Consider the following 18,221-nt stretch of genomic DNA (forward strand, 5'->3'; position numbering starts at 1 on the left):
AAATTGAAACCTTAAAAAATAAATACTATGAAAGATCAATTTAATATCACAGGAATCTACTATAAAATAGGCGAATTCAAATTTCGTAAAGTTCTAAATATAAAAAAGAAGAATTCAAAACTAAAAACACCAGATCTGATGGTAGTAATGATGAATCCTGGTAGTTCAGAACCTTTAGATGGAATTGATGATAGTAATATAGAAACCTTAGCGAAGCCAGATAATACACAAAGTCAGATTATGAAAGTAATGCTCAAAGGTGATTTAGAATATGCTAGAGTCTTAAACCTATCAGATATTAGAGAAGCTAAGAGTAATATTTTTTATCCGAAAATTAAAGAAATGGAAAGCTTAAATATACCACATTCCATTTTTCAAGAGGCTCGTCAAAATGATTTTAGCAGCCTCTGGGTAAAAAATGTAACTGTTGTTTTTGGATGGGGCGTAAATACAAAGTTGAAAAGTCTAGCTTTAAAAGCAATCGAAAAAACCAAAGTATCAAATCCTATTGGTATTCAAAAACCAAACTTTAATTGGGCTTATTACCATCCTTTACCACCTAATACAAATAAACAAAAAGGATGGTTAAAAAGTATAACTACTATTCTGTTAGAAAGAAATCAATGAATATACCTTTATGGGATAACGTTTTTTTTATTGAGTTGAAATAGGTATTTTAGTCACAAAATATTTTATACTTTTATGTTTGAAATATTTAAATATTATTTTTCGTTTAGGTTATCACTTATTCTTAAAATAATGAATTTCATTTGCTATGATTTCCTTTTTTTAAATATTGCGATTTTAGCTAAACTAAAAGTAGTTCAGTTCTTAATATCAAGGGATAAACAAGTGAATTTTCGTAATAATAAATAAACTAATGAAATACAATTTTATAGACTTATTTGCTGGTGCAGGTGGCCTCTCTGAAGGATTTATTCAAGCTGGTTTTAAGCCAATTGCACATGTAGAAATTGAGAAGTCAGCTTGTAATACACTAAAAACAAGGTCAGCCCATCATTATTTAAAGTCTAAAAATAAATATGATATTTATATCTCATACCTGAAAGGAGAAATTTCTCGCTCAGAACTTTATAAAAACATTCCTAAAAATATTTTAAGTTCTGTAATTAATTTGTCTATCAGTGATGAAAACAATCAAACCATTCAAGCTATAATTGACAAATATTTAGCCAAAAAAGAAGTCGATTTGATTATTGGAGGACCACCTTGTCAAGCATATTCATTGGTAGGAAGGTCTCGCTCTAAAACAAATATGGAAGGAGACCCAAGAAACTTCTTGTTTGTTCAATATGCAGAGTACTTAAAAAAGTACAAGCCTAAAATGTTCGTTTTTGAAAATGTTCTAGGTCTTAAATCTGCAAAAAAAGGCCATTATCTTGCAGAAATGGAAAAGCTGTTTGATAAAAAAGGGTATCAAATAAAGTTATTTACTCTAGAAGCAAAAAAATTTGGTGTACTTCAAAACAGAAAACGAGTAATCATTTTGGGATGGAGAAAAAATATAAAATTCAATGTCCCAAACTTAGAAGAAATATTGATTGAAAATAATTATGTTGTTCAAGATTTATTAGAAGATTTGCCTGTAATAAAATCAGGTGGGGGCAATGATAAGTTTTTGAATTACAAATCAGAAACAACAGAATATTTAAAAACTCACGCATTACGCAATGGAATTGATATTTTAACACAACATGTTGCAAGACCTCATAGAGATCAAGACAAAGAGATTTATAAAATAGCAGTAAACAAATGGTCTAGAAAGCAAGAACGTTTAAATTACAATGATTTACCAGCGAGATTAAAAACACATCAAAATAGAACTTCTTTTACAGATAGATTTAAAGTTGTTGCTGCAGATTTACCTTACTCACAAACAGTTGTCGCTCACATTTCTAAAGACGGTCATTATTACATCCATCCAGATGTAAAGCAAAATAGATCTATAACGGTTAGAGAGGCTGCCCGTTTGCAGTCTTTTCCGGATGACTATTATTTTGAAGGTGAAAAAGAAGGTGCTAATAGAACTGCTGCTTTTAAACAAATAGGCAATGCAGTTCCACCTTTAATGGCAAAAGCTATTGCTAATAAAATATTAATTATTTTAGATGGAAAATAATCATAGACTATCACTCTATATTGCTTACTATCTTTCTAGGTTTGATAAGTTAGCTCTTAAAAAACTTAATTATAAAAACTGGGATGCTAGTTTTATTGATATTAGTGAGAAATTGAATGTTAAAAAACATTCTGTCCGTAATTGGAGAGATGAATTTGATCCTCTATTTGGACATCGTGCAGGTTGGTATCAAAGACCAATGAGTCCGAGTCGAACTAATGTTGCTCTTGCTTTTGAAAATTTAGAAGAGCCTGAAATCAGAGGGATAGTTGAAGATATATTATCTGGCAAAATTAATAATGATTCCGATGGACTTAATCAATTACTTACTATTGCAGATGATGATTCTCCTATACAAAAATTAAAAGCATTTGTGCTTAGAGGGCCAACAGGGAAAAAAGCGGAGCAATTTTTTATAGAACACCATAAAATCAATAGTTTACCGAAATCAGGAGAATTAATAGATACTAGAGATTTAGGTTGTGGTTATGATTTTGAAATTAAATCATATAAAGAAAGACATTTTGTAGAAGTAAAGGGACTTGCAAATAGTGAAGGAGGTATACTCTTTACTAATAAAGAATGGGAATTGGCGAAAAAAGAAAGAAATAGCTATACAGTTTGCCTTGTATCAAACATTAATGAAATACCTAACATAACTTTTATAAATGACCCTTATTTAAAATTAAATCCCAAAAAAAACATTGTTAAAACCGTTCAAATACAATGGAGCGTTGCTAAAACAGAATTACAAACCATAAATGATTAACTACACCAACCTACAATCCACATCTGCAGAACCTGAAGCAAGTTCAATGATTGAAACCTTTCGTGCCATTGGTTATTCAATAGAAACTGCAATTGCTGATATTATAGATAATTCCATTACTGCTGGTGCAAAAAATATTTGGGTAGATTACGATTGGAAAGGAGCTAAGACAACACTTTCTATTTTGGATGATGGTATAGGTATGAATAATGAACAACTTATTCAAGCAATGAGACCAGGTAGTAAAAATCCATTAGATACTAGAAGTGAAGATGATTTAGGTAGGTTTGGATTAGGGCTAAAGACTGCTTCATTTTCGCAATCAAGAAAGTTTACAGTTTTATCTAAAGCAGCTAGTTATAGTCATATTTATTGGAGTTGGGATTTAGACTACGTCAATCAACAAAAATCTTGGAAGTTAATTCGTTATGTACCTAATGAATCTAAATGGATTCAAAAAATAGAAACACTAAAGACTGGCACATGTGTAATATGGTGGGAATTAGATAGGTTAACAAAAGATACTCGTGAAGAAAGTCAGGAAGCAAAAAGTAAGTTTCTTGCAGTAATGGATAGTGTTAAAAAACATTTATCTATGGTTTTTCATCGTTTTATGGATGCCGGTTTAAAAATTTATTTCAGAGATAGATTAATTGAATCTTGGGATCCATTTATGATTGGAACTGAAGGTATTCAAACAAAACCGGAAACAAGATTAGAGGGCGGTAAAATCAGAATTAAAGGATTTGTATTACCACATAGATCAAAACTTTCTCCAGAACAATATCAATACGGCAAAGGCCCAAAAGATAGTTGGACAGCACATCAAGGGTTTTATGTATATAGAAATAAACGACTACTAGTTGCTGGTGATTGGCTAGACCTTTTTAAAAGAGAAGTTCATTACGATCTCTGTAGAGTTCAAATAGATTTGCCTAATAATTTTGATGATGACTGGCAAATTGATATAAAAAAATCTATTGCAAGACCTCCTTCAATGTTTCGTAAGCAGATTTTGGCAATAGCTAAAGAAGTTAGAAATCAAGCTGTAGAGGTATATCGCCATAAGGGTAAAGTCTTAAAGCGAAAATTAGTTACTGATGAATATTTTCCGTTTTGGGAAGAAAGAGCAAGACATGGAAAGCGTTTTTATAAAATAAATAGAAGTCACCCTCTTCTTAATGAATTGTTTTCTAAGTCTGGTGATATGAAAAAGGAAATAGAAAAAGTTATTCAGTTTATTGAAGAAACCATACCTGTTCCCTTAATTACACTTCAAGAAAGTGAAAATGAAAAGCCACATGGACAACCTTTTGAAGGAATTGACCACAATGCCATAAAAAATACAATGCAAAAACTTTTTTCTTCTTATTTACTTACAGGTTCTTCCGTAGAAAAAGCGAAAGCAAGATTGTTGAATATGGAGCCATTTAACTTTTACCCAGAATATATAGAATTTTTAAAGCATGATTAATATAGACCCAATTAAAATAATTCGACAACTCTTAAATGGTAAATCTTCTGTAACTATGGAAGAAGTTGAAAATGCTGTAGATGTTTTTTTGAAAATGAATTTACCAATTGCAGATTCACGAGAAATGCTCATTAGAAAGGTAGATGAATTATTTACTATTAGACAAGATGAATGGCGTTCAATTGTTAAAGAAGAAGAAAATGAACCTTGGTTAAGTGATAAAAGAGCTTCCATTGATTTTACAAACGGTTTTTGGGGCAACTATAGACAATATCTAGAGGAAGATAAAGGGTTTGCTCCTGAAGTAGTTAACAAACTAGATCTTTTAACAGATAGTATATTAGACAACTTGTTTGACCCAACGTTAAAAATTAAAGTAAACAAAAAAGGTTTGGTTGTTGGGCAAGTTCAATCAGGTAAAACAGCAAATTACACAGGATTAATTTGCAAAGGGGCAGACGCAGGTTTTGGTTTAATCATTGTAATGGCAGGTATTCATAACAACCTTAGAAGTCAAACTCAAATAAGAATAGATGAAAGTTTTCTTGGTTTTGATACACAACATACAAGAGCATTTAATCAACAAAGTATTAAAATTGGTGTAGGGAAACCTAGTTATGGTAAATCTAATGTAGCACATTCTTTAACTTCAAGTCTTGAAAAAGGTGATTTTACGCAAGGAGCAGCAAATGCCTTAGGTTTAAACTTCGATACGAATGAACCAATTATTGCTGTAATTAAGAAAAATCCTCATGTATTAAGAAGGATTTATCAATGGCTTTCTGCACAAGCAGATGATACAGTTTTAGGAAGAATTATAAGGAGTAAATCCCTTTTATTAATAGATGACGAGGCTGATAACGCATCAATCAATATTTCTAATGATCCAACTAGACAAAGTTCTATAAATGGTTGGATTACCCAAATACTAGATCTTTTTGGTAAAAATGCTTATGTAGGCTACACAGCCACTCCATTTGCTAATATCTTTATACCTTTAAATGATCAAAATCTATTTCCTAGAAACTTTATAAAAAATATACCAGCTCCTTCAAACTACGTAGGTCCAGAGAAAATATTTGGGTTTAGTCCATTGGTAGAAAATCAAACTTCTGATACAGTTTTACCTATAGTAACAAGAATAAGAGATTACGCCAATTTTGTTCCTGATAGGCATAAAATGGCAGATCAATTACCCTCTGCATTGCCAGAATCGTTAAAAAAAGCAATTCGTTGCTTTATTCTCACATGTGCCATTCGTAGATTAAGAGGTCAAACAACAGTTCATAATTCAATGTTGGTTCATGTTTCTAGGTTTGTACGCTGGCAAGACCATATCACAGAACTTGTTAGTAATCAATTCATTTATTACAGAAGAGGTATTGATCAAAATGATAGAGGAATAATTAACGAATTAAAATCTACATTCCTTGAAGACAATTTAGACTACAAATCTTACGTGTCAGTATCTCAACAAATTCTAGATTCTGATTTAAGAAATTTAGACTCACAAATTCAAGTACATCAATGGTCTGATGTTTTAATACACCTAAATGATGCTGCTTCAAAAATTGAGGTAAAGTCAATTCATGGTGGTTCAGGTGAAGCTCTAGATTATTTTGATCATAAAAACGGTCTTTCAGTAATAGCTGTAGGGGGTAACAAATTATCAAGAGGTTTAACTTTAGAAGGTCTTACTGTTAGTTACTATTTGCGTGCTTCTAAAATGTATGATACATTAATGCAAATGGGTCGTTGGTTTGGTTATAGAGGGGGCTATGTAGATTTATGTCGTTTATTTACCAGCCGTGAATTAAATGAATGGTTTTGTCATATAACACAAGCATCTGAGGAACTTCGTGAAGAATTTGACTACATGTCAGATGTCGCCGGTTCTACTCCAGAACAATATGCTTTAAGGGTTAGAACTCATCCAGGAGTTCTACAAATTTCGGCAACAAATAAAATGCGTTCTGCAATCACTGTGCAAATTTCATGGGCAGGAAGATTAGTTGAGTCTTATGAATTTAAAAAGGATATTCCTATCATAAATGGTAATTTCAAAACAGCACAAAATTTTATCTCTAGTTTACCCAATGGTTCTACTATAAAACCAAATGGCTATGTATGGTATGATATACCAGCTGCACAAATTTTAAATTTCTTTGAAGGGATTCAATCTGTTGAAAATCTCAAAAAAGCTGAACCTCGTAAATTAATTCATTTCATAAATGCTCAATTAAGAAATGGTGAGCTAACTAAATGGAGAGTAGCTTTAATGTCTAAGCCAAAAGTAGTTAATAATTCACTTTTTCAAATTGGAAATACAGAGGTTCCAGTAGGTCAATGGAGAAGAACAGAAGATGATAAAAATTCAAACGAACATTATTATTATCTGAGAAAATCCCACATCATTAGTCCTTCAGATGAGTTTATTGATTTCACTGATATTGAAAAATTACAGGCAATGGAACTTACAAATCTGCGTAGAAAAAAACCAGGTCTAGCCTCATACCCTAATGGTCAAGTGGTCAGAAATGAATTAAGAGATCCTAAAAAACCTTTACTTCTCATTTATTTGCTGGATCCAGAAGAAAGCCTTGTCAAATATCCGCTACCATTAGGAACAAATCCTTTTGTGGGTTATGCGATAAGTTTCCCTAAAAGTAATTTTAATGCTCCTGTATCTTATGCGGTAAATGAAGAGCTGTTAGACAAATTTGATGTTGTAGAAGAAGATTTTGAAGACTATGAAGATGACTAAAATTGAAAAAATATGGAGTAATTTAGAAAGTGATACATCAGTTTATTCTGGCTTATTATACAAAAGATATGCTGCTGAAATTAAACCAGATGTTTTTATAGCTGTTAAAGCACCTGAAAGACTTAGAAGTATTGCTTTTAGAATTAAAAACTCTCTTCCTTTTGAAGAAAATCAATGGAATAAATTAAAAGATATTAAAATTGAAATGATTCCAGATGATAGGGATAAAACTAAAAAATTTCTATTAATACTCTTACTAAATAAACAACATAAAGACATATTTTCAACACTCTGCGAAGACTTAATTTTTGGTGTATCCAAGGTTTCTAATGATGAGGTTTTAATAGAAAAATTATTAGAACGTCTAGAAAAATGGCAATCTCTATTTGAAAAAATAGGTAAACAAGGTTTGTCAGATGAGGCTCAAAGAGGGCTTTATGGTGAAGCTTTTTTTCTGCGATTTTTTTTAACAAATTCAACAAATAAAAATGATTGTATTAAATCATGGTTAGGTCCTACGAAATCAATTCAAGATTTTCAATATTCAAATTGGGCTGTTGAGGTAAAAACTACTCATGGTAACAACCATCAGAAAATACATATAAATAGTGAAAGACAATTAGATGATTCAATAATCGATAAGATTTTCCTTTATCATCTTTCATTAGATACTAGGGTTGGTAATGGCGAAAGTTTAAATGCAATTATTACTAACGTATTAAACTTATTAGAAGATAGTACAATAGCATTTAATTTATTCAATCTAAAATTATTAGAATATGGTTATTATTCTAATCATAAACCTTTATATGAAGAAATAGGGTATACAATAAGACAAGAAAATATATATCGTGTTTCAGGTAATTTCCCGCGATTAACTGAAAGTCAAATACCAAATGGCGTTGGTGACGTAAAATACTCTATAGTACTATCGGAATCTGAAGAATGGAGAATCAATAGTCCGTTATTATTGAATGAAATTTTATAATTATTGCAATGGAAAATAAAGAACTAAATAAATTCTATGAAGATATTCAAGAAGAAATAAAAACAACTCTAATTTCTGAAGAAGAAGGTACAAACCCAGAACAAGTTTTTACTGAATTAGCTTTGTCTTATTTATCAGAGGCAGGGGAATCAGAGAATTATAGGGTTTGCTTTGATGAAAAAATAAGTAAAAGAGGAATAGAACATAAAATTAATGGTTATTCACTTTATGAAAATTATGAAACTTTAGATTTATTTGTAACTATTTATAATGGCGATACTACTGTTCAAAGTGTTACTAAGGGGGATGCAGAAAAAACAATTGATCGTGTAGTAAAGTTCTTTAGAAACGCGATTTATAAAGAATATGTAAATGAAATAGAAGAAAGTTCTGAAATTTTTGATCTAGCTCAAACCTTAGCAAATGTTCCAGATGTAAAGGAGTATTTAACTAGAGTAAATGTTTTTTTAATTACCAATGGAGAAATTAAAGCAGATTTAAAAACATCAGATAAAATAGCAGGATATCCAGTTTTTTACAGAACTATAGACATTAATTATCTATTTAATTTATCAGATAAATCAAGAATACCAATTGAAATTGATTTTGATAGTTCAGGTTATAACGTTCCATGTATTGTAAATGCAACTGAAAATCTTGACTATCAATCTTGGTTAGCTATTATTCCGGGAATAGCTTTAGCTAATATTTATGAACAATATGGTGCACGTTTATTAGAACAAAATGTACGTTCTTTTTTACAATTTACTGGAAAAATAAATAAAGGTATAAGGAATACGATGCTAAAAGAACAGCATATGTTTATGGCTTTTAATAATGGTATTGCAGCTACAGCAGAAGAAGTAACAATAATAAATTTACCAGATAATCAAGGAAAGGCAATAGGTAAAGTGAAAGATTTTCAAATTGTTAATGGTGGTCAAACAACAGCATCCATTTATCATACATGGAAAAAGGATAAAATAGACATTAGCAATGTTTTTGTTCCTGTAAAATTAACAATTGTAAAAAATAGAGAAAATTTTTCCGAAATAGTGGGGCGTATAGCAGAATATGCAAATACACAAAATAGAGTCTCAGCTTCAGATTTAAGTTCTAATAGAGAAAATCATGTATTAATAGAAAAGCTTTCAAGAACTATTTGGGCACCACCTGTTTCTGGTGAGTCTTACCAAACCAGATGGTTTTTTGAACGCTCTAGAGGTCAATTCAGAAATGAAAGGGTTCGCAATGGTATTACTCCTTCAAAGAGAAAACAATTTGATAAACAAAACCCAAGGAGTCAAATGTTTACAAAAGAGAAACTGGCTAAGTTTATTAATACATATGAAGAATCCTATCATGGTAAAAAACTTGTAATTGGTCCACATATAGTAGTAAGAGGTAGTCAAAAAAACTATGCGCAATTTTTAAATTATAATTTTGATAAAAAACCAGATAATATATGGTTTGAAGACGCGATTGCCAAAGCTATACTTTTTTCAACCTGTGAAAAAGTGTACGGAGTGAAACCTAATGCTATTGGTGACATGCGTTATATAATAGTACCATATGCAATAGCGTGGTTGGGCTTTAAATTAGAGTATAAAATTGATTTATATAAAATTTGGAAACAGCAGACTCTGAGTAATACTTTGAAAGCTAAGCTTCACGAAATAATGTCTAAGATAGAAGCTTTCATTAAATCTGAAGCTCCTGGCTCGTTGTATGGTGAATGGGCAAAAAAAGAAGATTGCTGGAATGCTGTTAAAAGTCAAAATTTTAATATCAATTTAGATGTATTGAGTGAAGACCTTGAAAATGAGGAGTCTGAAAAACGCAAAACGTTGTCAGAAGATGATACCGTTCAAGCTGAATTAGAAGCTTCTTTAAATCGATTAAAGTCAGTTCATTATAAAACTTGGAAAAAGATAGAAAACTGGGGCAGGGAGACAGGTAAACTTAGTCAATATCAGTTAGATGTAGCTTATACTTTAAATAGTAAAATTCGTAATAACAGAAATATTACCAGTATTGAAAGAAAACAAGGTGAGTCAATTCTAAATCTAATAGTAGAAGAAAATCCTGAATTATTCTTTGATATGGATGACTACTTCAATGAAGAAAAAAAACTTAAAGAATCCGAAAATGATATTACAATCGAATTAGTAAAGAGAATTATTGAATGGGACAGAACTAGAAGGAAGCTTGATAATTACAAAATTAAGTTTATGATAGATTTAATTGAAGGTAGAAAATCATTAACCGATAGAAACAAATATCTTGTGAGTTTAAACTTAAAAACGATTAAAAAATATGGTTTTAGGTAGTTTTATATCAACCATAATCGATATTGACACTTTCCCACAAAGTGTGTAAGTTAAAAATTACAGGATTAAATTTTTCATAGTTTAATCCTGTTTTCAAATATAGCCAAAAATTGGTTAAGAATGATACCCCAATTTCTAATAGGCAATGTCCATTTTTTTGTTGATTCTCTCAAAGCTAAAAATACGGATTTAATTACAGCATCATCTGTTGGATATGAGAGTTTGTTTTTAGTGTATTTTCTAATTTTCCCATTTAAGTTTTCTATCAAATTTGTGGTATAAATAATGGTTCTGATTTCTAATGGGAAATCGAAGAAAACAGTGAGTTCATCCCAATTGTTTTCCCATGATTTAATGGCATAAGAATATTTGGATTCCCATTTTTCTTTAAAGTCTTCTAAGGCTGCTTTTGCTGCTTCTTTTGTAGGAGCTGTATAGATTTGCTTCATATCTCTTGTAAAGGCTTTTTTATCTTTCCAGACTACATATTTACAAGAGTTTCTGATTTGATGAACCACACATATTTGTGTTACTGAATTGGAAAAAATAGTTTTAATGGTGTCTGTAAATCCGTTTAAATTATCAGTTGCTGTAATTAAAATGTCTTGTGTTCCTCTGGCTTTTATGTCGGTTAAAACGCTCATCCAAAAAGAGGAAGATTCGTTTTTTCCTAACCAAAGTCCTAAAACTTCTTTTTTACCATCTACTCTAAGACCAACAGCAATGTAAATTGTTTTATTGATGACTTTGGAGTTTTCACGAACCTTAAAAACGATGCCATCCATCCATACAATCAGATAAGTAGCTTCTAAAGGTCTATTTTTCCAAGCAATAATGTCAGCTGTAATTTTATCTGTGATTCTAGAAATGGCTGAACTAGAGATGTTAAAATTATACAATTCCCGTATTTGTTCTTCAATATCTGTAGTACTCATTCCTTTGGCATATAAAGAAATAATCAGGTTTTCAACTCCATCTGCAGTACTTTCTCGCTTTTTAATAAGCATTGGATTGAAAGTAGCATCGCGATCTCTTGGAACTTTTATTTTATACCATTTAAACATTGAAACTACTGTAAAAGGGTTTTAGATAAATTTCATAACCAGTTATGGACTTAATCGTATTCTGACTCATATCATTAACAAGTTGTTCAATTTTTGATTCAAGTATATCTAAAGTGTCATAGATTTTCATAGCGATTTTGCTTTTTAGATATTGCCATATTTTTTCAGCAGGGTTTAGTTCTGGGCAGTATGGTGGGATTGGCAATAAGATAATATTATCAGGTAGTTTTATACCAAAATGAATATTTTTTTAGACTAATATTTGGTTTTAATTATTATTTTTCGTAAATTAGACTATTAATTAATTCATTATAAAAAGATGGCATTACCAAAACAAATTATAGTAAAAGAGAGTATTAAAGAATTAAAATCATTACAAAAAAAGAGCAAAGCTTTATTTATTCCACGACTTAGAATGCTACAAGTCATTAAAGAACATAAAGAGCCACTATCTAAAAACGCTTTAGCTAAATTAGTTGGGGTAAATCATAACAGTATTCAAAGATGGCGAACAATGTATCTTAATGGTGGTTTAAAAGGATTACTTGCTCATAAGACCACAGCCTCTGCTCCCTTTATGTTTACCAAGCAAGAACGAGAGAAAATTTATGCTAAGCTAAGTGATCCCAAATCAGGTATTCGCGGTTATAAAGAATTGTTGATTTGGGTAGAAGAAGAATTTGGAAAAACAGTGAAATATAATAGTCTTATGGTATTCTGTCGTAATCAATTTGGTACCAAGATAAAAGTAGCTCGTAAATCACACATCAAAAAGGATGCTAAAGCTGTGGATGCTTTTAAAAAAACTTTGGTCGTATCTGCCAACAAGCCGTAAAAGAAAAACGAGATTCTTACAAAAGCATCCATCTTTATTTTCAAGATGAGAGTCGTTTTGGGATGTTTACCAAAAATGGGCGCGCTTTAACAGTGAAAGGCGTTAAGCCAATTTGCCCTTTTCAACAGGTGTTTAAATCGACCTATCTCTTTGGTGCATTTTCTCCAATTACTGGAGATAAGTTTTTACTGGAATACCCAAACTGTAATGCCGATATTTTTGAGTTGTTTTTGAATGAATTATCCAAAGAAAATCCAACCGAACTTAAAGTCATGGTAGTGGACAATGCGGCTTTTCATAAGGCTAAGAAAATTAAAATTCCTGATAATATCGTCTTAATATTTCAACCTCCATACTCTCCAGAAGTAAACCCTGCAGAACAAATATGGGCTTGGTATAAAAGAGCCTTTACAAACAGAATCTATAAATCAATACCACAAATTGTAGATTTTATCTCCAATAAGTCCGAAAATCTTACTAAAGAATTAGTCAAATCAATTACAAGACAAGAGTATATTTTTTCTAATTATTGGACTTTTTAAATATTCATTTTGGTATAATAGCAGTGGCAACAGTTCCTGCAACAGTCATGTAGGTTGCAATGGTTACAATAGTTGCAGGTATTGCAACAGGTGCTGCAATAATAGCTCCTCCTGTAGAAGCTAATACAATACCAATATTTCTTAAGAGTCTAAAAAATTTAGGAGTTGGTTTTTGATAACGATCTATAATTTTCATAATTCTGTGATTTAATCGTTAATGTTATTTTTTCTTTTCGGTTTTGTGCTTGATAGACTAAAGACATTAATTTCTGCATTGTATCTCTGGAATAGATGCCTTTTCCAATACCTGTTAAATAAGTTACAGGAGCAATACAACCTCTAAGTTCTGTTTTTGCATGATTTGCAGAATGAATTAAAATCAGAGTTCTCTGGTTCACATTTTCCAAAACCAAATGATTTTTAAACTTTTCTGAAAAACGTACTTTCAAAATATATCTTCCCTCAGGTATACACGATTTGTTTTTTAGATTATCAATCCAGGGCAATTCAATAGTAAACCCTAAAAACTTACCGTTAACAAAGAGGACACCATTGGTGCCCTCTTTAAAATAACTTCTTTCAATAGTTAATTCCATTTTATGGAGTATCAACAATTACAACAGACAAAGCATTATAAGCACCATTTTTAAGGGCATACATTTCTCCATTTACCTCTTGATAAAACTCTACACCTAAAACCTGTACTACTGGTAATGTAGAATTAGCTGTAATTGTAGCAGATAATGCAATAGCTGCTGTATTTGCAGCAGTATAAGGCAAAATTGCTGTTTCATCGTTTTCAAATGTTGAGGTTTCATTCACGAAATCCAATTCAGCAATACCCATAACCAATTTGAAATGCGTTGTTCCTGCAGGAGCTGCAATTCTAATCACTGGAGAAAAAGCAACCAAATCTAAAGTTGCTTCACCAGTAAGTCGGTCAAAAGCTTTCGTAAACGGAGCGAATAAAGTTGCTCCCAACTTTCCATTCAAATTGAATTCAAAACCTTCTAAAAGTCCTAAATCTCCATCTTGCAAGGTTCTTAAACCTCTTTCGTTAACAACATCCGTTTTGGTAACAGCGACCAAAGTTTTGGTTAGCCTAGAAACGACTCTTTTATCCTTTGCATTTTGTAAAAGCAAACGAATTGCGTTTCTTAATACCTTGCCACCTTTTCCAGCGCGTCCAAATTCAGAACCATTTTCACGTGTTCTTTGAAACGCAGGGTCATTCTGGATTCTGTTTTTGTCAACACCGCCTTTTTCACGAGCCAAATGTCCGTCAGTTGTTTTGTAAAAAGAAATACCTCCGATAGTTCCTTTTAATTTGATAATACCTGTTTGTTTTGCCATAATTTTAAAGTGTTTAAATTTAGTATGTTAACAAAAAACATTACTTTTAAAGTGAAAAACAAAAATTAGGTGGCAAACAATCCTATTCAAGTTATTTGTGCCGATAAAGTATGTTAACACTATACATAAAGCATAGATAGAGTATTAAATATTATGAAATTAGTAAGATCCTGCATATATCCAAAAGACATACAATGTATCACAGGTAGAAGTGAACGTTATGGTAGAAAGCTTATAAATATAATGAAAGAACATTATGGTAAGCAGTCACATCAATTTATTACTAAACAAGAATTTTCTGAATATAGTGGTATTAACCAGGAGATAGTAGAGGAGTATTTGATGCAGGTTTCCTAAATAACGATTTTATTAGCACCCTATTTAGCGCCCTAAAAACAAAAAAACCTGTAAACAAAAGGCTTACAGGGTTAATTTGTGGTACCTCCAGGAATCGAACCAGGGACACAAGGATTTTCAGTCCTTTGCTCTACCAACTGAGCTAAGGTACCATTGTCTTAGCGGATGCAAATATAAAATGTTTTTTTACATCTACTAAAGAAAATTTAAAAAATTTCTGTTGTATTTTTGACTTTTATCTAAATTCGTTAAATGAATCTTACAATTGATATCGGAAATACTAGAGTTAAAACTGCTGTTTTTGAGCAAAATAACATCGTAGAAACCTTTTTTTTTGATAAGAAAAAAATAATTTCAGAAATTCAAAAAATTCTAAAAAAACATTCAATTTCTAACGGAATAATATCGAATGTTGCCACACTTTCAGAAAAAAAGACAAAAAAACTACAAGAAATTTTTAATTTTCAAGTGGTTTCTTCTAAGATAAAAGTTCCTTTTATTAATTTATACAAAACACCTCTAACCTTAGGTGTCGATAGAATTGCTTTAGTTTCTGGAGCTGTAAAACAATTTCCAAATAAAAACGTTTTAATTATTGATGCAGGAACTTGTATTACATTTGACTTCGTGAATGAAAAATCGGAATATTTAGGAGGCGCAATTTCGCCAGGAATTTATTTAAGATACAAAGCTTTGCATAGTTTTACAGCGAATTTACCTTTAATTAATACCTTTGAAATAGAAAATTTTATAGGGAAAGACACAAAAGAAAGTATTATTTCTGGAGTTTTAAACGGTGTTGTAAAAGAGATTGATGGCGTTATCGCAGATTATAATAATAAATATATGGATTTAACAGTACTTTTAACAGGAGGAGACACAAATTTCTTGTCAAAACAATTAAAAAGTAGCATATTTGCCACTCAAAATTTGCTCCTTCAAGGACTAAATGAAATATTGATATTTAACGGATACAAATGATTAGAAAGATTTTAGTAGTATTTTTACTCATAACTTCTACAACTTTATTGGCACAAAAAACAAGTTCTTCTCCATATTCTTTCTTTGGAATAGGAGACGAGTTTAGCCCAAAAACCGTGGAGCAGAATAGTATGGGAGGTATAGGAGTAGCTTATAACCATTACAAATATTTAAACTTTACAAACCCAGCTGCAAATGCTTATTTAAGATATACCACATATGCTTTTGGTGTTTTAAACAACGATTTAACGATAAAAAGTAATGGAGAAAAACAAAAATCTACAGCTACAAGTTTAAGTTATATTGCTTTAGGGTTTCCTATAGGTAGAAATGCTGGTTTTTCTTTAGGTTTACAGCCAGTATCTTCGGTTGGATATTCTTTAGTAAATAACTCGTTAGACAACCTAACAGGAAATATACAAGCCGCTACATTTTACGAAGGTGATGGTGGTGTGAATAGAATTTATGGAAGTTTTGGAATGCGAATTTTTAAAGATTTTTCTGTCGGAATCGAAGCAGATTATCGTTTTGGAAGTATAGAAAACAGCATCACAAACCAAATTGTAAATGTAAGTTTGGCCACAAAATATAAAGAAGACAATACGATAAGAGGAGGTTCTGTTACATTGGGTACTCAATATCAAAAAATATTAAAAAAGAATTTGTACTTAAACGCAGGTGCCACTTTTAAATTAGGAAACGACTTAAGAGTTTCTGGAAACGAATATTTGTATTCTCTTACCAGAGGTGCCAATGGTGGCGATATTCCAAGAGACACGCTATTTAGTGAAAGTCTAAGTGGAAAATACAAAATGCCTTTAAAAAGTATTTTAGGGGTTGGTTTCGGGAAATTTGATAAATGGTATGTTGGTTTAGAATACGAAAACCAAGACGCAATACAAGTTTTAGGAACACTTTCTAACACAAATGCAGCTTACAGATATGAAGATTCGAATAGCTTCTCTTTAGGAGGTTACTATTTGCCAAAAATAAATTCGATCTCAAGTTATTGGGATAGAGTTACTTATAGAGCAGGTGTTCGGTTCGAAAAAACAGGATTATCTGTAGATGGTTCTGGTACGAACTCGAATTTTACAACAATTAACGACTTTGGCATGTCTTTTGGTTTAGGTTTACCACTAAAGCAACTTTCTAATGTTAATTTGGGTGTCGAATTTGGTAAAAGAGGTACTACAGCTAACAATTTAATTCAAGAGAATTATGTAAACTTTAGGTTGAGTTTATCACTATCTGAAAGTTGGTTCGTAAAGAGAAAAATTGATTAATTATTTAAAACTATTAAAATGAAGAAAATTACGTTTTTATTAGCAGCAATGTTGCTCTTGAACACTGTAAAAACAAATGCTCAGGATGCAAAAATGGAATGTACAAAAAAATACAATCTATTTTTAGGTGACTTCAAATCTAAGAAATATGACGATGCATATGTAAACTGGATAAAATTAATGGACGAGTGTAAAGATTTGTCTGTAAATATTTATAAGTATGGATCGATTTTGGCAGAAGATGTTAGAAAAGATCCAGCATTAGCAAAAAGAGTTTACGAACAACGTTTACAGTATTTCCCTAATGAAAATCCTGCAAAAGTACATAGCGATTATGCAACGTATTTGTCAGAGAACAAGTTAGCTTCAGAAGCAGAAGTTTTTGCGCTTCTAGAAAAAGCATATGCAATGGATCCTACAAAAATGGGCGTTAAGAATTTGTATTTATATTTTCAAGGAGTTACCGATAGAAATAAAGACACAAACCCACAAAAAGTGTTCGATACTTACGATGATGTAATTGAAAATGTAAACTTAAAACTCGAAGCTTATGCTGCTAAGTTAAAAGAACTATCTAAAGATACGATTGCTAATAAGAAAAGAATATACGCTTATTCTGTGAATTCTAGAGCTTTAGGTCAAGTAGAAGGTGGTTTAGATCATATTATTGAAGAATTATCTACTTGCGAAAGATTAGTTCCTTTATATACAAGAAACTTTGATGAAAATAAAGCAAATCCTACTTGGTTAAAAAGAGCAGTATCAAGAATGTTTAGCAAAGGCTGTCAAGCAGACCCTTTTTATGCAAAATTAGTAAGAGCTTATGCAGAAGCATCACCATCACCAGAAGCTTATGCTTTCTTAGCAAACGTTTTAGAAGATAATGGCGATGAAGCTGGAGCAGTAGCAATGAGAGAAAAATCTTTTAATTTAGAAACAGATCCTTTAAAAAAGGCGAAGTATAAATTAAAGTTTGCACAAGCAGCTAAAGATAGAGGTCAGTTAAGCAAAGCAAGAAGTTTGGCAAGAGAGGCATTGTCTTTCAATCCTAATTTTGGGAAAGCATATTTATTTATTGCAAGTTTATATACTTCTAGCGTTAACAATTGTGGTAGCAACGAGTTCGAAAAAAGAATGGTATATGTTGCTGCTTTAAATAAGGCAAGAAGAGCTGCAGCTGTAGATCCAAGTATCTCTTCTGCTGCAGGAAAATATATAAGAAATTATGCGGCAAACTCACCTAACCAGTCTGTAATTTTTACAGCAGGTGCAACTCCAGGAGGTAAATACACCATTAAATGTTGGATTGGAGAAACAGTTACAATACCAAAGAAATAG

Annotated in this window: 15 protein-coding genes, 1 tRNA gene and 1 pseudogene; 12 read left to right on the plus strand and 5 right to left on the minus strand. The window is 31.3% G+C overall.

The features are described from left to right. Positions 1-27: 27 nt before the first annotated feature. The 7 genes from JL193_RS13350 (at position 28) to JL193_RS13380 (ending at position 10,465) form a co-directional block, all read left to right on the plus strand. Entirely contained in the window at positions 28-627 is a 600-nt protein-coding gene (locus JL193_RS13350; RefSeq protein WP_207971270.1) for a hypothetical protein, read from the plus strand. Positions 628-880: 253 nt separating this feature from the next. Further along, positions 881-2,140, plus strand: coding sequence for a DNA cytosine methyltransferase (locus JL193_RS13355; RefSeq protein ID WP_207971271.1), 1,260 nt, complete (start codon positions 881-883; stop codon positions 2,138-2,140). Further along, the gene (locus tag JL193_RS13360; RefSeq protein WP_207971272.1) at positions 2,130-2,909 is read left to right on the plus strand and encodes a protein NO VEIN domain-containing protein; all 780 of its coding nucleotides are present in this window, start codon (positions 2,130-2,132) and stop codon (positions 2,907-2,909) included. The genes JL193_RS13355 and JL193_RS13360 overlap by 11 nt, the downstream gene beginning before the upstream one ends. Then, positions 2,902-4,383, plus strand: coding sequence for an ATP-binding protein (locus tag JL193_RS13365; RefSeq protein WP_207971273.1), 1,482 nt, complete (start codon positions 2,902-2,904; stop codon positions 4,381-4,383). Before JL193_RS13360 ends, JL193_RS13365 begins: the two co-directional genes overlap by 8 nt. After that, positions 4,376-7,147 carry a Z1 domain-containing protein gene (locus JL193_RS13370; RefSeq protein WP_207971274.1) on the plus strand — a complete coding sequence of 924 codons (2,772 nt, stop codon included), beginning with the start codon at positions 4,376-4,378 and terminating at the stop codon, positions 7,145-7,147. The genes JL193_RS13365 and JL193_RS13370 overlap by 8 nt, the downstream gene beginning before the upstream one ends. Continuing rightward, the gene (locus tag JL193_RS13375) at positions 7,140-8,135 is read left to right on the plus strand and encodes a PD-(D/E)XK motif protein (protein WP_207971275.1); all 996 of its coding nucleotides are present in this window, start codon (positions 7,140-7,142) and stop codon (positions 8,133-8,135) included. Before JL193_RS13370 ends, JL193_RS13375 begins: the two co-directional genes overlap by 8 nt. An 8-nt stretch (positions 8,136-8,143) precedes the next feature. Beyond that, a complete protein-coding gene (locus tag JL193_RS13380) occupies positions 8,144-10,465 on the plus strand; it encodes an AIPR family protein (protein ID WP_207971276.1) in 2,322 nt (773 codons plus the stop codon). 74 nt (positions 10,466-10,539) lie between these two features. Here the strand turns inward: JL193_RS13380 and JL193_RS13385 are convergent. Continuing rightward, positions 10,540-11,514, minus strand: a pseudogene (locus JL193_RS13385) (IS256 family transposase); the annotation flags it as partial. Between the two features lie 334 nt (positions 11,515-11,848). Between JL193_RS13385 and JL193_RS13395 the strand changes: the two are divergent. Continuing rightward, the gene (locus JL193_RS13395) at positions 11,849-12,364 is read left to right on the plus strand and encodes a helix-turn-helix domain-containing protein (protein ID WP_207971278.1); all 516 of its coding nucleotides are present in this window, start codon (positions 11,849-11,851) and stop codon (positions 12,362-12,364) included. Positions 12,365-12,390: 26 nt separating this feature from the next. Next, positions 12,391-12,906 (plus strand): IS630 family transposase, encoded by a 516-nt coding sequence (locus JL193_RS13400; protein WP_243456904.1) that lies wholly within the window; start codon positions 12,391-12,393, stop codon positions 12,904-12,906. 4 nt (positions 12,907-12,910) lie between these two features. Here the strand turns inward: JL193_RS13400 and JL193_RS13405 are convergent, their stop codons facing one another. From JL193_RS13405 to JL193_RS13420, 4 genes are all read right to left on the minus strand, one after another. Then, positions 12,911-13,102 (minus strand): hypothetical protein, encoded by a 192-nt coding sequence (locus JL193_RS13405; protein WP_207971279.1) that lies wholly within the window; start codon positions 13,100-13,102, stop codon positions 12,911-12,913. Next, positions 13,065-13,502 carry a DUF5675 family protein gene (locus JL193_RS13410; protein ID WP_207971280.1) on the minus strand — a complete coding sequence of 146 codons (438 nt, stop codon included), beginning with the start codon at positions 13,500-13,502 and terminating at the stop codon, positions 13,065-13,067. Before JL193_RS13410 ends, JL193_RS13405 begins: the two co-directional genes overlap by 38 nt. A gap of 1 nt (position 13,503) precedes the next feature. Then, complete coding sequence (locus JL193_RS13415; RefSeq protein ID WP_207971281.1) at positions 13,504-14,259, minus strand: hypothetical protein; 756 nt, start codon at positions 14,257-14,259, stop codon at positions 13,504-13,506. A 436-nt stretch (positions 14,260-14,695) separates the two neighbouring features. After that, positions 14,696-14,768: transfer RNA gene (locus JL193_RS13420), tRNA-Phe, on the minus strand. Between the two features lie 100 nt (positions 14,769-14,868). Here JL193_RS13420 and JL193_RS13425 point away from each other — a divergent pair. From JL193_RS13425 to JL193_RS13435, 3 genes are read left to right on the plus strand one after another with little or no spacing between them, the layout of a single operon-like run. After that, on the plus strand, positions 14,869-15,597 hold the full coding sequence (locus tag JL193_RS13425; protein ID WP_207971282.1) for a type III pantothenate kinase: 729 nt from the start codon (positions 14,869-14,871) through the stop codon (positions 15,595-15,597). Next, the gene (gene bamG / locus JL193_RS13430; RefSeq protein ID WP_207971283.1) at positions 15,594-16,883 is read left to right on the plus strand and encodes a BamG family beta-barrel-assembly machinery protein; all 1,290 of its coding nucleotides are present in this window, start codon (positions 15,594-15,596) and stop codon (positions 16,881-16,883) included. The genes JL193_RS13425 and bamG overlap by 4 nt, the downstream gene beginning before the upstream one ends. Positions 16,884-16,901: 18 nt before the next feature. Continuing rightward, complete coding sequence (locus tag JL193_RS13435) at positions 16,902-18,221, plus strand: tetratricopeptide repeat protein (RefSeq protein ID WP_207971284.1); 1,320 nt, start codon at positions 16,902-16,904, stop codon at positions 18,219-18,221.

The organism is Polaribacter batillariae, assembly GCF_017498485.1.
Lineage (GTDB): Bacteria > Bacteroidota > Bacteroidia > Flavobacteriales > Flavobacteriaceae > Polaribacter > Polaribacter batillariae.